The following is a 13,823-nucleotide window of genomic DNA, read 5'->3' on the forward strand; positions in this document are numbered from 1 at the left end:
CGAGGAGGCCGCCGACGTCGTCGCCGGGGGCGCGTTCGGCGTCACCGGGCAGGCCTGTACGGCGACGTCGCGCGCGATCGTCCACGAGGACGTCTACGACGCCTTCGTCGACGCCGTCGTCGAGCGCGCCGGGAACATCGAGATCGGTCCCGGAGACGAGTACGACATGGGCCCGCAGGTCACCGAGTCCGAGGTCGAGGGCACCCTCGAATACATCGATATCGCGGCCGACGAGGGCGCCGAACTCGTCGCCGGCGGCGACCAGCCTGAGGGCGAGCGATTCGGAGACGGCTACTACGTCGAACCGACGGTGTTCGCCGACGTCGAGCGTGACATGCGGATCGCCCAAGAGGAGGTCTTCGGGCCGGTCCTCGCCGTCATCCCCGTCTCGGACTACGAGGAGGCGATCGACGTCTGTAACGACGTCGAGTACGGCTTGGCGGCCAGTTTGGTCTCGAACGATCACTCGGAGATCAACCGCTTCGAGCGCGACGTCGAGGCAGGCGTCGTGAAGATCAACGAGGCGACGACCGGTCTCGAACTCCACGTCCCCTTCGGCGGGTTCAAGGACTCCTCCAGCGAGACGTGGCGCGAGCAGGGCGACGCCGGTCTCGACTTCTACACCATCTCCAAGACGATCTACGAGAACTACTAGCGGGACGGTGTGCTCCGACCGAACGGGGGGTACGGAGCGGGACGACCACGCGCCGGTACGCCGACGACGGTGTACCATCGGCGTTCGGTGAGTAGTGCGTGGTCGCACGGACGCCGCGGTCGGACAATAGTGTTCGACCCCGTTTTACGATATCGAATTTATATATTCGCGTAGACATCACATCCACCGCTATCCAATCTGAGAACGGCGGATTCGCGTTTCGAGCTGATTTTCGCCATCTGCCCCCTATTTGGCGTTTCGAGGCTGGTTTCGAGCACGGGCTACGCTCAACGCGTCCGAGATATCGCGATCCGAGTCGCCAGCTAGAGATATTCGATTCCGGGCTCTATTCTCATTCTCTCGAATTACCAACTATTAGCGATCGAGCGCGTTCCAGCGTCGTCGGATGTCGATCGGGAGAACGGAAGTGTATGCGGCCGCGGTATCGGGGCGCGATCGACTCCGCATCCGAGAGCGCCCGCGGCGACTCGTCCGAGATCCGTCGTCGCGATTTTCGTCCATCGCGCCATCACTGCTGAGAGTGACCAGCAAATCGCCGAGTATTCCGTACTCGACGATGAGTGTGCCCCCGACCCCCTGAGAGGTCCGCCCGCCAATTGATATCGCAACATATAGTGTATGTCCATCGGTCCAGATAACGCGCCGAAGACGGCCGCGAACGGCTCATGTGCGCGGAGGCGACGACGCGGTCGGGTTGATCCTCGACGGTCGCGGGCGGCGCGTTCGGGAGTGTCCGCCACGCGAGACGCACCGTGCCGAAGACAAAGAGCACCAGCGCGACGGGGGGCGGCTCAGTCGGCGGCGTTCGCCCCGCCGGTGGCGTCGTCGATCGCGTCGGTGAGCGCCCGTTCCACGTAGACGGCGAGGAGGTGGGCGCGGAACTCCGCCGACGCCTGCTCGTCGTCCATCATCATCATCTCTCGAGGTCGTGCGCGAGGTAGGCCTGTCCGGCGATCTCTTGGATCATCATGGCGCGCTCGGGCGCGCCGCTCGGAGCCACCGAGCGCTACCGGCGGGACATGGGGCGATAACGAGACGCGACGGCGGCACGAGAACCTCGGAAAGACTGGTGGATCCTATCTCATACTAACTATTCCAAGGTATAGTAGTATTTCATATATATCTTCCTCAAGACGGATCCGGCGGACACCGCGATGTCGAAAGCGTTTCATCAGCCAGAGATATTACCGGGTCATATGACGGAGACGACGATCGGAGCACGAGGCGGGACGGGGGAGAGATCGCTGTGGCGTCGCCTCGACGTGGATCGCGGGGGCCGTCGCCGCCGGGCCGGCGAGCCTCGCGACGCTGGTCACGGCCGGTGCGTCCGGCGGTTATGTCTATCTCTGGGTCGTCGTCCTCGCCGCCGTCGCGGGGGGGTTCGCGCAGTACCTCTCGACGCGTCTCGGTCTCCGGACGGACGGCGGCATCGTCTCGCTCGTCGATCGCCGTCTCGGGACGACGTGGAAGTGGGTGCTCGTCGGCGACGGCGTGCTCGCGGCCGGCCTCGCGCAACTGGTCATCATGAAGACCCTCGCGGACGTCAGCGCGGCCGTCACGGGCATCGACGCGCACGTGTGGGGCGTCGCGTGGGCCGTGACCCTCGCCGTCGGTCTCGCCGGCGGCGGCTATCGGCTCGCGGAGTGGGGCGCGAAGCTCCTCGTCTCGCTCGTCGTGCTCGCGTTCGTCGCGTCGCTGATCGTCGTCCCGGTCGACGTTGGGAACGCCGCGGCGGGCCTCGTACCGACAGTACCGGGCGGCGCGTCGGGCGCCCTCCTCGTCGCCGGCGTCCTCGGCGGCGCGGTCCACGTCACGCTCGTCACGATGCAGACCTACACGGTGGACGCGCACGGATGGACGTGGCGCGACGAACGCATCGCCCTCCTCGACGTCTCGACGTCGATGCTCGCCGCCTTCGGGATCTTCAGTCTCGCCGTCTACCTCGTCGCGGCGAGCGTCCTCCACACGCCGGACGTCAACGCTGCGTCACTCACCGCCACGACTGCCGCGCAGGCCCTCGGTCCACTGGCCGGTCCGTACGCGAAGTGGCTCTTCCTCCTCGGCCTCTGGGGTGCGGCCGTCTCGACGCTCGGTGGCAACACCGTCGCGCCACCGTTCCTCGTCGCGGACGCCCTCGACTGGGGGACGGACACGGCCGACGGCCGGTATCGGGCGCTCCTCGCCGCCACAGCGCTCGTCTCCGCGCTCGGCGCGTTCGTCGGCGGCGCGTTCTTCCCGCTGCTCGTCCTCGTGCTCGCCTTCGGCCTTATCGGGACGCCGTTCGCGATCGCCGTCGTCCTCTACCTCCTGAACGACGGCGGCCTCGTGGACGCGACACCGCATCCCGCCGCGAACGCGGGCGGCGTCGCGCTGATCGCCGTCACGAGCGTCGCCGCGTGGTCCTCGATCTCCGGGAATCTCGCGGGACGCTGGACGACGCCGCTCGGTCTGTTCGTCCTCGCGTTCGCCGCCGTCCTCGCCGTCGCCACGCTCGGACTGGTCGTCGAGCACGCGCGAGCCTGATCAGCCGTCCCCCGCGAGTTCCTCGGGGAGCCCCTCGCTCTCGATGGCGTACCTCAGCCACTGCTGAACGAGGGAGTTGACGGCGAGGAGCAGGACGGCGCAGAAGACGACGAGGAAACCGACGGCGCCGACGAGGGCCGCGACGCCGCCGGCGCTGAACAGGGCGAGGGCGAAGAGCGCGGCGAAGCCGGAGACGGTGACGACCGTCGCGATGTAGCCGCCGATGGAGGGAGCGCTCGTCATATCGGCCGAACGAATTGGTGTGATATAGAGGGTGTCACGGGTCGGCGGCGCCCGCGACCAGCGTCCGCGCGCGCTCGACGGCGTCGCGCGCGTCCGCGCCGAAGACGTAGCAGACGGGCTCGATGCCGTACGCGCCGTCGTGGTACGCGACGGTCGGGACGCCGTCGGCGAAGGCGTCGCGGAGCTCCGTCGCGCGGTCCTCGTACCCCGCGTCGAACGCCACCGGCTCGTGGTCCCGATCGCGCGCGGCGTCGAGGAGCGCGTCGCTCGTCGCGAGGTTCAGCGCGCCGCCGACGGTCGCGTCGACGTCGCGTGCGACGAGGAGCGCCCCGGCGACGTGTTGCGAGGCACCGAACGCCGGATCGGAGGGGACTTCGATCCGCCCGCGGACCGCGTGGAGGCGTCCCGGGACGGCCGCGACGTCCGCGGCTTCGTCGGCGTCATCGAGCGCGCTCGCCACGTTCGTGCCGACGTTCGGGACGTGCTCGGGGGTCGCGGGCGCCGCGGCGAAGCGTCGGACCGCCGTCCGGACGTCGCGCAGCGTCTCGCGCTCGCGCGTGGCCGCGTCGTCCCGCCCGCGGACGCAGAGGTCGCACTCCCTCCCGTCCAGCGCGGGCATCGCTTCCTCGTGGAGCGCACAGACCGGTCCGCGGTCGACGAACGTCCGGAGGAGTTCGTGGATCTCGACGAGCGCGTCGTCCCCCTTGAGTTCGCCGTCGACCCAACCGTCCGCGACGCGCTCGACGGTCGCGGCGAAGCGCTCGTCGTCAGCGATCCGATCAGTCGCCCGCGCCCGCCCCGAGAGGTACTTGCTCACCGCTGCCTGCGTGACGCCGAGGAATCCCGCGATCTCGCGCTGTGCGCAGTCGCGCTCGGCGAGCGCGCGAGCGAGGGCGATCCGGAGCGTCGGCACGAACTCCTCCGCGATGACTTCCGCCGGGAGCACGAGGCCGTCGTCGCGTGACATCGGTGATAATCAGATCATACCACCAGATTATATAGGTGGCGATGGCGAGGGGACCAGTATGGCGTACACCGACACGCTGACCGACGTCGCGGATCCGATCTGGGACGCCATCGAGGCGCATCCGATGGTCGAGGGGATCGGCGACGGCACGCTCGACGCCGAGCGATTTCGGTATTGGGTGCGACAGGACTACGTGTACCTGATCGAGTACTGCCGCGTCTTCGCGTACGGGGCGGCGCGCGCGCCCGACCTCGACGTCCTGCGGACGTTCGCCGAACTGCTTCACGAGACGGCGGAGACGGAGATGGACCTCCATCGCGAGTACGCCGCCGAGTTCGGCGTCTCCGCGGCCGACTTGGAGGCGACGGAGGCCGCACCGACGACGCGGGCGTACACGGACTTCCTCGTCCGGACCGCCGCGACGGGGACGTTCGGCGACCTCGTCGCCGCCCTCCTCCCCTGTATGTGGGGGTTCAACGAGACCGCGAAACGCCTCGAAGCCGACGGTCTCCCGGACGACGAGCGATACGCGGAGTGGATCCGCACCTACGCGGGCGACGACTTCACCGAACTCACCGAGTGGTGTCTCGGTCTCGTGGACGACGTCGCGGCGGCGTCGAGCGAGACCGAGCGGGAGCGCTATCGCGACGTCTTCGAGACGTCCGCGCGCTACGAGTACCGCTTCTGGGACGCCGCGTGGCGCGAGGAGGGGTGGGAGGCGTGAGCTTCACGGACGAGGCCCGCGCGGCGAGCGCGTGGGACGACGCCGTCGGGCATCGATTCGTCGCGGAACTGGACGCGGGAACGCTCGATGAGGCGGTCTTTCGCGACTACCTCGAACGCGACTACGCGTTCGTCGAGACGCTCGCGGGCCATCTCGGGCACGCCGTCGCGGACGCGCCCGACATGGCGAAGAAGCGACGCCTCGCGGACTTCCTCTCCACCGTCGTCGGTCCCGAGGACGACTACTTCGCCCGCTCGTTCGATACGCTCCCCGGGCCGGCGCTCGACGAGACCGGCGTCGACGGCGGCGCCGTCGGCGAGACCTTCGCGGACCTGTTCGCACACGCGGCGCACGACGGCGGCTACGCGGAGACGCTCGCCGTCCTCGTCCCCGTCGAGTGGGTGTATCTCGACTGGGCGAGCGGGATCGAGACGCCGCCCGAGCCGTTCTATCACCGCGAGTGGGTGGAGATGCACGCGAGCGACGACTTCCGCGCCCTCGTCGGGTGGCTCCGCGACGAACTCGACCGCGAGGCCGAAGCGGCGAGCGACCGTCGGCGCGCGCGCCTCGAACGGTTCTTCACGCGGGCGGTCGACCTCGAAGTCGCGTTCTTCGACGCCGCGACGCGCGGGGAGGGGCGCTGATGCTCGGCACGACGCTCACGCTCGCCGTCGTCGTCCTCGCCCTCGCGGCGACGAGCCTCGTCGGCGTCGGCTACACGCTGCGGCGCGAACGGTCGCTCGACGCGCTGCTCACCGCACGCGGGAGCGCGAGCGAGGGCACGACGGTCGCATCGGTGGTGGGATCGGTGATGGGCGCGTGGATCCTCCTCAGTCCCGCGGAGGCCGGCGCGGCCTACGGCGGCGTCACGGCCGTCCTCGGCTACGCGGTGGGGAGCGCCGCGCCCCTCCTGCTCTTCGTCCCCGTCGCCGCGCGCGTTCGCGAGATGATGCCCGCCGGCCACTCGCTCACCGAATACGTCCGCGCGCGCTTCGGGACGGCGTTCTACGCCTTCGTCCTCGTCGTCTCCGTCTTCTACATGTTCGTCTTCCTCGCGGCGGAGATGACCGGCGTCACGCAGGCGCTCGCCCTCGTCGCCGGCGTCCCCGCGTGGGCCACCGCGGTCGTCATCGGCGGGTTCGTCCTCTGCTACACCGCCTACGGCGGTCTCGTCGCCAGTCTCGTCACCGACACCGTCCAGACCGCGGTCGCGCTCCCCCTGCTCGTCGTCGCCGCCGTCGGCGCGCTCTGGTCGCTCGGCGGTACGAGCGCCGTCTACCACACGGCCGCGCACGCGACCCCCTCTCTCATCACGCTCGCGAACCCGACCGCGCTCGCCTTCGGCTTCTACGTCGTCTTCGCCGTCCTCGGCGCGAACGTCCTCCATCAGGGCGTCTGGCAACGGATCTGGGCCGCGGAGTCCACGGCGTCCGTGACGCGCGCGTTCGGCGTCAGCGCCGTCGCCGTGCTCCCGATGATCGTGCTCGCTGGCGTCTTCGGCGTCATCGCCGCCGCGCGCGGCCTCGTCGACGGCAACGCCGGCGTCTCGTTCTTCCTCGTCGTGAACGACGCCTTCTCGACGCCGCTCGCACTCGCCGTCGTCGTCCTCGCCGTCCTGCTCGTCGCCAGCACCGCCGACACCGTGCTCAACGCCGTCGCGAGCGTCGTCACCGTCGACCTCGCCGAGTACACGGACGCCGACGCGACGACGCTCACGCGGGTCGCGCGCGTCGCCACCGTCGCCGTCGCCCTCGCGTCGATCGTCGTCGGCGCGCGCGGCTACGACGTCCTCACCCTGTTCTTCCTCGCCGACCTCCTCGGCGCCGCGACGTTCGCGCCGTTCGTCCTCGGACTCTACCTCCCGACGCTCGGCGAATACGGCGCGCTCGCGGCGTCCGTCGCCGGCCTGCTCGTCGGACTCACGTACTTCCCCGGTCTCGGCGTCGCGAGCGCGCTCGCCGCACTCGGCGCTCCGCTCACGCCCTCGTTCTTCTGGGTGTTCGTCGGTTCGACCGGTGTCTCCGTCGCGCTCACGCTCGCCGCCGCCGCCGTCGCGCCGGCGAGTACGACTTCGACGCGCTCCGGCGCGTCGGCGCGCGCTTCGAGGAGGTGAGTGAGCGGTGATCTCCCCGCTCACCTTCACCGTCCTCGTCTGGGGGTCGCTACTCCTCACCGCCGCCGTCTTCGGCTACATCGTCCTGACGCTCCGGCGCTAGCTCGACTCGCGATCCCCGTGCCCCGAGCGCGTCGGGCGACCGGGCCGCGTCGAGCGCGTCCCCTTCGCGTCGGTGGGACACCCCGCAGTCCGGACCGCAGTTCCGACGCGACGCACGTCAGCGTCGTCCAGCGCCACCGGGAGGCGAAGCAGGAGCGTCACCCACGACCGCCGCACGTCATCGCACGTCGTGTCGCGTTCCAGATGATACGACGCGCGGACGCCCGTGCCGGTCCAGCGGAGCGCGCAGAGCCGAAGCGAGTCACACGCGCGGACTCGGTGCGTGTCGATGCAGAGCGTCGCCGCGTCGTAGTCCATCGTCTCGACGAACGACCGGGCATCGTCGACGCCGCTCGCGTCGGTCGCGAACCGGACGCGCTCGGCCGCCGAATCGGACGTCACGACGGCGAGACGCGTCGTATCCGTGCTCGTCGCTCCGGATTCGCCCGTCGCGTTCGTCGTCACGTTCGACGTTGCGCTCGTCGCGTTCGTCGCGGGGAGCCACGCCGCCGGGCCGCCGGTCGTGCGCAGGCGCACGCGCTCGGGGTCGCTCACGGACGTCGGGTCCGGGACGGCGTCCGGCGTTTCAGTTTCAGTGTTATCGGGCGTGCGGTTACAGCCCGCGAGGTCAGCGAGGAGGGCCGCACCCGAGGCAGCGAGGAAACGCCGACGGGTCGTGTGAGACATCGTGGGAGTGGGGACTACACCGGGTGCGCGAAAAGGCGTTCCCTTTCCCGATGGACGCGTCGTCGCGACCGGGCCGTCACGCGAAGAGACCGGCGAGCGAGTCCGCCATGACGCGTCGCAGGTGCATCCGCCGGTCGGCCTCGCTCAGGTAGTTCTCGATCACGACGGAGGCGTCCGCGGACCCCTGCGCCTCGGCGACGGGCGTGAATCGCTCCGCGACCTCGATGACCGCCTCGCCGTAGCGCGAGTACCAGAACCGACGGCCGAACTTGGGCGTCGGGGCGTCCCCGCGCACCGTCACGCCCGCCCGCGCGATGAGCGTCTCGAACCACCGCCGGAGGGTGTCGACGTGGACGTGCCCGCTCGCGGCCGACTCCGACGGGAAGACGTACCCCGTCCATCCGTCGCGTTCGGCGACCGCGTCGAGTCGCGCGTCGAGCGCGTCGGCGCCCGCGAGCATCGCCACCGTGCCCGGCCCGTTCTTCCGGTCCCCGTCGCGGAAGTCGAGATAGGGGTAGTCGTCGTCCGCGGGGTCGAGGACGGCCTGCCGGACGTGGAGCGCGGCGAGTTCGGAGGGGCGCAACCCCCACCCGCAGAGACCGACGACGAGCAGGCGCTCCCGGTCAGAGTCGGCCGCGTCCCACAGCGCCTCGACGTCCGCGGCGGCGAGCGAGGGGTTGTCCCAGTCGGGGACGTCGAGACCGAGTCGGGTCTCCATGCGCCGCATCGGGTTGTAGCTGATGTAGCCGGCGTCGAGGAGTTCGCGGTAGAAGCGCCGGACGTCCTCGACGTACTTGCGCCGCGCCGCCGGAGTCCGCAGGGTGCGATCGAGCACCTTGCAGACCGCGAACGCGCGGTCGATCTCCGCGGCGCGCCGCGACTCGTCCCGGAGACCGTCGAGGAGGTCAGGACCGTGGAGGTCGCAGTAGAGCCGGACGTACTTCTTCAGCCGCGAACGGTACGGTCGGATGGTCGTCTCCGGATGGCCGCGATACCGGAGTTCGTCGAGGTGCGCGTCGAGCCGTTCGCGCGTGCGCGCGGCCGCCTCGCCATCGGGGAGACCCCAGTCGTACCCCTCGCCGCCCGCGTCGTCGAGCAGGTGGTCGCGGTAGAAGTCGGCGGGCGAGGCGTCGAAGGTCCGCTGGAGGTGTTTGACGAACCCCGGATAGCGGCCGTTCAGCCACCGGTAGGTCGGCGGCGCCTCCTCGGGGCGGCGCTCGCAGTCGGGATCGGTACGCATCTCGGGGACGACAGTCTCGCGGAGGAAGGCGACGCAGTCCGCGCGATCCATCGTGGAGTAGCGTTCGGCCATGGCGTGATCGGAGGGCGACGGGCCGTTCAAGCCCGCCGATTTCGACGGCTAGAGAGACGTAGTCAGGACACTTAGTGGTTGTCTTGTACCGTTGTCCGCTACCAGACAACCGTGCAAGACGCGTGTGGCGGCCATCGGCGGCGAGATGGTATAAACCTCATGTCGCGATAGCAAATGTGTGGATTTCGAATGCCGTCGAAAGCGTTCACGGGTCTCGCCAGTGCTCCTCTCTATCGTCTCGATTCGGGTCAAAAACAGCTCTTCAGCGCGGCCACGAAATCGGCGTCCTCGGGGTCCTTCCCATCGACGCACCCTCGAAGTCGACAGAGACGACGAGTGCGCCGTGCATCACGCTCGCGTCCGACTCGTGGGTCCGCGCCCGCCGCGCGGGTCGCGGTCCGCCGAGTCGGCGCTACTGCGGTTCCGCTTCCGCGTAGAGGTTGAACGACTCGAAGACCGGGCGATCGGTCATCCCGAGCAGGATGGCCTCACCGTCGGGTTCGTGGTGGTGGATCGCGTCGCGCGGCACGACGAAGATGTCGCGCTCGCCCCACTCGAGGGCCTCGTCGCCGACGTGGGTCACGCCCTCGCCCTCGATGACGAAGTAGATGTCGACCGCGTTGTGGAAGTGGGGGTCGGTCTCCTCCTGCAGGAGCTGCGCCCGGAAGGACATCGTCGGGAACAGCGGCGGGCTTCCGGTCGCCGGATTGACGTAGGAGACGCTGTAGCCGTCGTGGGGGTCCGGCTCGTCGTTCTCGGCGCGCTGGCGCAGCGTCTGAAGGGTGTCCTGCCAGCTGAAGCGATACGGCGGCGTCGCCTCGCGATCCCCCTGAAACGGGCCGGGGATGCCGCCCTCCTGCGCCTGCTCTTCGGGGCGGGCGCGACCGTACTGGGACTCCCAGTAGCCCTGCGACTTCGTCACCGGCTGGCGTTCGAGTTCGTGGTTCTCGAAGGCCTGTCGGGTGTTCAGCGAGTCGAGCACGAGCGGGAGGTCGAGGACGTCGAGCCACGTCGCCGTCTCGTCGGAGTCGTTGACGTGGTCGTGCCACTCCCACTGCGGCGTCGTGACGAGGTCGCCGTCCTTCATCGGGAACTCCTCGCCGGCGACGACCGTCTTCATGTCCTCGCTCCCGTCGATGGCGAAGCGGAGGGCGTTCGCGGAGTGGCGATGCGACGGCGCGGTCTCGCCCGGCGAGACCGTCTGGACGCCGACGTAGATCGTGTTCGAGATGGCGTTGTCGTAGCCGCCCGTGTTCAGCGGGACGGCGACGCGACGCTGGAATCCCGGCGGGAGGTCGGCGATCGGGACGTCGCGCTCGATGCCGTCGATCGCGGCCTGAATGTCCTCCCACTTCCAGATGTCCGCCTCGAGACCCTCGGACTCGTTCCCGAGGTCGTCCTCCACCTCCCACAGCGGCCGGAGGTCGTTCGACTCGAGGAGGCTCCGCGTATCGTCGCTCAGTTCGAGGAGATCCTCGGGATCCTGCTCCTGTGGCTCTTGCTGGCCCATGAGAGCACGTTCGCCCCCTTCTATAATAAATGTACGGGAGAATTATCTCGGCCGCCGCGCCGCGGCCGCCTACGCCTCGACTTGCGCGTCGAAGACGTCGCCGGACGAGAAGACGGCGCGGCAGTCCTCACAGACCATCTGGCCCTGAATGGCGTACTCCCAGAGCCTCCCCCCGCATTCCATGCAGTCGAAGTGCGCTCGGACGAACGGATCCGACTCGCTGTAGATGTTGTCGAACTCTGCCATGGTCCCTCATGATCGTTCGATCGACAAAAGCGTATCGTCCCCGGCGCGTCGGCCGCGACGGGCTACTCGGACGAGTCCGCGGCGTACGCGTCGAGCGCCGCGCGGAAGTCGTCGGGAACTTCGATCGCGCCCTCGCCCCCGTGCGTCGCGCAGACGCGCTGTTCGTATCCGGAGAAGGTCACGACGCCGTCGCAGGTCGCCTCGTAGTCGAGCCGAACGCTCTTCGTCCCGACAGAGGGCGTCACCTCGATGACGACGTCGTCGCCGGCGTTCATCGGGTGCTCGAAGTCGAAGTCCATGTGGACGAGCGGGAGGCCGTAGCCGTGCTCCTGCGTGAGCGCCCAGAACGGGAAGCCGATCTCCTCCATGAACATATCGGAGGTCTCGTGGACGGCGTCGATGATGCGCGGGTAGTGCGCGATCCCGAACGGGTCCGTATCGGAGAAGCGCACGGTCCACGTGCGCTCGTAGCCGCTCATCCCTCGATCACCACCGGGCCATCAGGGCCGTTCGCCTGATCCGGCGTCGCCGACACCGGATTCACGTCGGTCACCGCGACCGCGAACGGATCGAACGACCCGTCGAGCGCGAGTTCGCCTGTCATACTCACCCGTAGTCAGAACGGTCGCATATGGCTTTCGGATCCGACACGAACGACGGAGACGGATTCGCGTGACGCCACGCGACGGCGCCCGTTCCGCGGCCGTCAACGCGCGTCCACGGTACCTCACTCGCGCCCTCGCGCACGCTCGACGATGTAGGAGAGCGGGGCGGCCTCGTCGTCGAGAGCGCAGCGGGGCGACGGGGCGATCCGGTCACGCCGTCACTGGTACGCGAGGTTGACCTCGACGTCGTCGACCGCGGTGAGCAGGTGCTCGGCGAGGTCGGTCTCGCGGTCGTCGCGCGTGAAGCGGCGCGCGGCCCCGGCGACGGCGAGCGCCCCGTGGACGACCCCGTCGTGGCGGATCGGCGCGCCGAGCGCGTGGAGACCCTCGACGTCCTCGCCGCGGTTGACCGCGTAGCCGCGCTCCCGGACCGCGGCCAGTTCGGCGCGCAGTTCCTCGCGGTCGGTGACGGTGTTCTCGGTGCGCATCGGAAGCCCGTGCCGATCGAGGATGCGCTCGATTTCGGTCTCCGGGAGGGTCGCGAGGATCGCCTTCCCGCCGGAGTTGACGTGGAGGTGGCGCCACGTACCGACGATGGATTCGAGGCTGATCTCCGCGTCGCCGCGCGAACCGTAGAGGTACATCGCGCGCCCGTTCTCCTCCACGATGAGCCACACCATCTCACCCGTCTCCGCGGCGAGGGCGTCGACCGGCCCCTTCGCCGCGTGATACACCTCGTAGCGATCGCGGGTGTACTCGCCGACGCGGAAGAACTCCAGTCCGACGTGGTACGTCCCGTCGCGGTTGACCGCGTAGCCGTGTTCGACCATCGTCCGCAGGTGCTTGTGGACGCTGCTCTTCGCCAGTCCGAGCCGGTCGGCGAGTTCGGTGACCCCCGCGCCGTCAGACTCCCGAAGCTGTTCGGCGATGGCGAATAGCGTCTCGTCCGATCCGACCGTCTCGCCGCCCGCGGCGCCGCGTTCCATGCGAACAGGGAGAGCGAACGCGCACTTAGGCCCTTCGCTGCGATCGGCGAGGACGGTCGTTCGCCATCAGGAAACGCAGTTGGCGAGAGGTCTCACGGTCGATCACGCGCGAGACGTCGCCCCATATTACGAGCGTATCGCTGTAAATATCTCCGAGAGACGCGGTGTATCGCACCGAACGGCCGATCAATCCGTTCGCTTACAGCGAACGAATGGCGTACACCGCCGCGGTGACGGCGTACGTCGTCGCGGCCGCGAGCGCGGGGAGGGACGCGGGACCGGCGAGCACCCCACCGAGGACGGCCATTCCGACGGCCGGCCCGGAGAAGCGCGGCTTCACGACGGACGCGAGCGCGCGGCCCGTCTCGACGGTCGCCATCGCCGTCCCTCCGCTCCCGACCGTGTTAGGCGTGTCGCCACCGGGCGCGCCCGACCGCCCGCATCCAAAAGATTATGTACATTCCGTGAAGATCGGCACTGTCTAGTTAAGCCAGTTTGAGAAGTGAGCAGTTCGTTGGTTTCGGTGTCTATGCTCAACCAAGAACTGCTCAGAGAGACGTTGGAGACGGCGAATCTTGAATGTTGGGAGCGTGAGCGGACGGCGACGCCCGTCAGAGCGTTCGCCGTCCGGCTCCACGCGACCGGTTGTTCGCTCAGGGAGACACAAGAGATTCTTCGGCTATTCGGCGTGGAACGCTCGCATCAAGCGATCTTTCAGTGGGTACATCGAATATCTGATAGCGTTGGCGACCCGCCTGAGGCGAAGCCGAAGCGGGTCGCCGTTGACGAAACCGCTATCAAGATCAATGGCGAGTGGTCTTGGTTGTACGCCGCAATTGACCTCGACACGAAGTTGATTCTCGACGTCGAGTTGTTCGGCCGGCATGGCACCGATCCGGCGGCTGCGTTTCTACATGGACTCCGCGAGAAACACGATCTCTCCGACGCGGTGTTTCTCGTCGATCAATTCGGCTATCGGACTGCCCTTGCTCGATTAGGATTGAACGGTCGGGTGGACTATACCGACCGGAACCTTATCGAAAAGTGGTTCCACACCCTCAAAATGCGTATCGACCGTTCATAACTCGTGGGTCGCAGTCGGTCGAGCGCACGTGAATGGCTTGAACAG

Annotated in this window: 15 protein-coding genes and 1 pseudogene; 6 read left to right on the forward strand and 10 right to left on the reverse strand. The window is 68.6% G+C overall.

The window, feature by feature from the left end; translation table 11 throughout:
* Together AOZ13_RS10825 and AOZ13_RS10830 are read left to right on the forward strand one after the other, a co-directional pair.
* A partial coding sequence (locus AOZ13_RS10825; RefSeq protein ID WP_148294589.1) for an aldehyde dehydrogenase family protein occupies window positions 1–655 on the forward strand: 655 nt, incomplete at its 5' end.
* 1,287 nt (window positions 656–1,942) lie between these two features.
* Window positions 1,943–3,199, forward strand: a complete 1,257-nt coding sequence (locus tag AOZ13_RS10830) for a divalent metal cation transporter (RefSeq protein ID WP_049934081.1) — start codon at window positions 1,943–1,945, stop codon at window positions 3,197–3,199.
* Here the strand turns inward: AOZ13_RS10830 and AOZ13_RS10835 are convergent, their stop codons facing one another.
* Both AOZ13_RS10835 and AOZ13_RS10840 read right to left on the reverse strand, forming a co-directional pair.
* Window positions 3,200–3,442 carry a hypothetical protein gene (locus AOZ13_RS10835; protein ID WP_021780579.1) on the reverse strand — a complete coding sequence of 81 codons (243 nt, stop codon included), beginning with the start codon at window positions 3,440–3,442 and terminating at the stop codon, window positions 3,200–3,202.
* 34 nt (window positions 3,443–3,476) lie between these two features.
* On the reverse strand, window positions 3,477–4,409 hold the full coding sequence (locus AOZ13_RS10840; RefSeq protein WP_021780580.1) for a thiamine-phosphate synthase family protein: 933 nt from the start codon (window positions 4,407–4,409) through the stop codon (window positions 3,477–3,479).
* 58 nt (window positions 4,410–4,467) lie between these two features.
* On the opposite strand from AOZ13_RS10840, the gene tenA reads away from it, so the two are divergent.
* Genes tenA through AOZ13_RS10855 form a run of 3 tightly spaced genes read left to right on the forward strand, consistent with a single transcriptional unit; the run spans window position 4,468 to window position 7,246 of the window.
* Window positions 4,468–5,133, forward strand: a complete 666-nt coding sequence (gene tenA / locus AOZ13_RS10845) for a thiaminase II (protein ID WP_020222554.1) — start codon at window positions 4,468–4,470, stop codon at window positions 5,131–5,133.
* Window positions 5,130–5,777 carry a TenA family protein gene (locus AOZ13_RS10850; RefSeq protein WP_021780581.1) on the forward strand — a complete coding sequence of 216 codons (648 nt, stop codon included), beginning with the start codon at window positions 5,130–5,132 and terminating at the stop codon, window positions 5,775–5,777. The genes tenA and AOZ13_RS10850 overlap by 4 nt, the downstream gene beginning before the upstream one ends.
* Window positions 5,777–7,246, forward strand: coding sequence for a sodium:solute symporter family transporter (locus tag AOZ13_RS10855; protein ID WP_021780582.1), 1,470 nt, complete (start codon window positions 5,777–5,779; stop codon window positions 7,244–7,246). The genes AOZ13_RS10850 and AOZ13_RS10855 overlap by 1 nt, the downstream gene beginning before the upstream one ends.
* Window positions 7,247–7,345: 99 nt before the next feature.
* Here the strand turns inward: AOZ13_RS10855 and AOZ13_RS10860 are convergent, their stop codons facing one another.
* From AOZ13_RS10860 to AOZ13_RS10885, 8 genes are all read right to left on the reverse strand, one after another.
* Window positions 7,346–8,035, reverse strand: a complete 690-nt coding sequence (locus AOZ13_RS10860; protein WP_020222064.1) for a hypothetical protein — start codon at window positions 8,033–8,035, stop codon at window positions 7,346–7,348.
* 76 nt (window positions 8,036–8,111) lie between these two features.
* Complete coding sequence (locus tag AOZ13_RS10865; RefSeq protein ID WP_049934082.1) at window positions 8,112–9,347, reverse strand: tyrosine-type recombinase/integrase; 1,236 nt, start codon at window positions 9,345–9,347, stop codon at window positions 8,112–8,114.
* A 412-nt stretch (window positions 9,348–9,759) separates the two neighbouring features.
* Window positions 9,760–10,857, reverse strand: coding sequence for a cupin domain-containing protein (locus tag AOZ13_RS10870; protein WP_020222065.1), 1,098 nt, complete (start codon window positions 10,855–10,857; stop codon window positions 9,760–9,762).
* A gap of 69 nt (window positions 10,858–10,926) precedes the next feature.
* Window positions 10,927–11,103, reverse strand: coding sequence for a hypothetical protein (locus tag AOZ13_RS14525; protein WP_020222066.1), 177 nt, complete (start codon window positions 11,101–11,103; stop codon window positions 10,927–10,929).
* Window positions 11,104–11,165: 62 nt separating this feature from the next.
* Window positions 11,166–11,582, reverse strand: a complete 417-nt coding sequence (locus tag AOZ13_RS10875; protein WP_020222067.1) for an acyl-CoA thioesterase — start codon at window positions 11,580–11,582, stop codon at window positions 11,166–11,168.
* The gene (locus AOZ13_RS15330; RefSeq protein WP_020222068.1) at window positions 11,579–11,707 is read right to left on the reverse strand and encodes a hypothetical protein; all 129 of its coding nucleotides are present in this window, start codon (window positions 11,705–11,707) and stop codon (window positions 11,579–11,581) included. The genes AOZ13_RS10875 and AOZ13_RS15330 overlap by 4 nt, the downstream gene beginning before the upstream one ends.
* A 219-nt stretch (window positions 11,708–11,926) precedes the next feature.
* Entirely contained in the window at window positions 11,927–12,694 is a 768-nt protein-coding gene (locus tag AOZ13_RS10880; protein ID WP_021780585.1) for an IclR family transcriptional regulator, read from the reverse strand.
* 199 nt (window positions 12,695–12,893) lie between these two features.
* Entirely contained in the window at window positions 12,894–13,073 is a 180-nt protein-coding gene (locus tag AOZ13_RS10885; RefSeq protein ID WP_020222784.1) for a hypothetical protein, read from the reverse strand.
* A gap of 150 nt (window positions 13,074–13,223) precedes the next feature.
* On the opposite strand from AOZ13_RS10885, the pseudogene AOZ13_RS10890 reads away from it, so the two are divergent.
* A pseudogene (locus AOZ13_RS10890) lies at window positions 13,224–13,823 on the forward strand (IS6 family transposase); the annotation flags it as partial.

The organism is Halarchaeum acidiphilum MH1-52-1, assembly GCF_000474235.1.
GTDB lineage: Archaea > Halobacteriota > Halobacteria > Halobacteriales > Halobacteriaceae > Halarchaeum > Halarchaeum acidiphilum.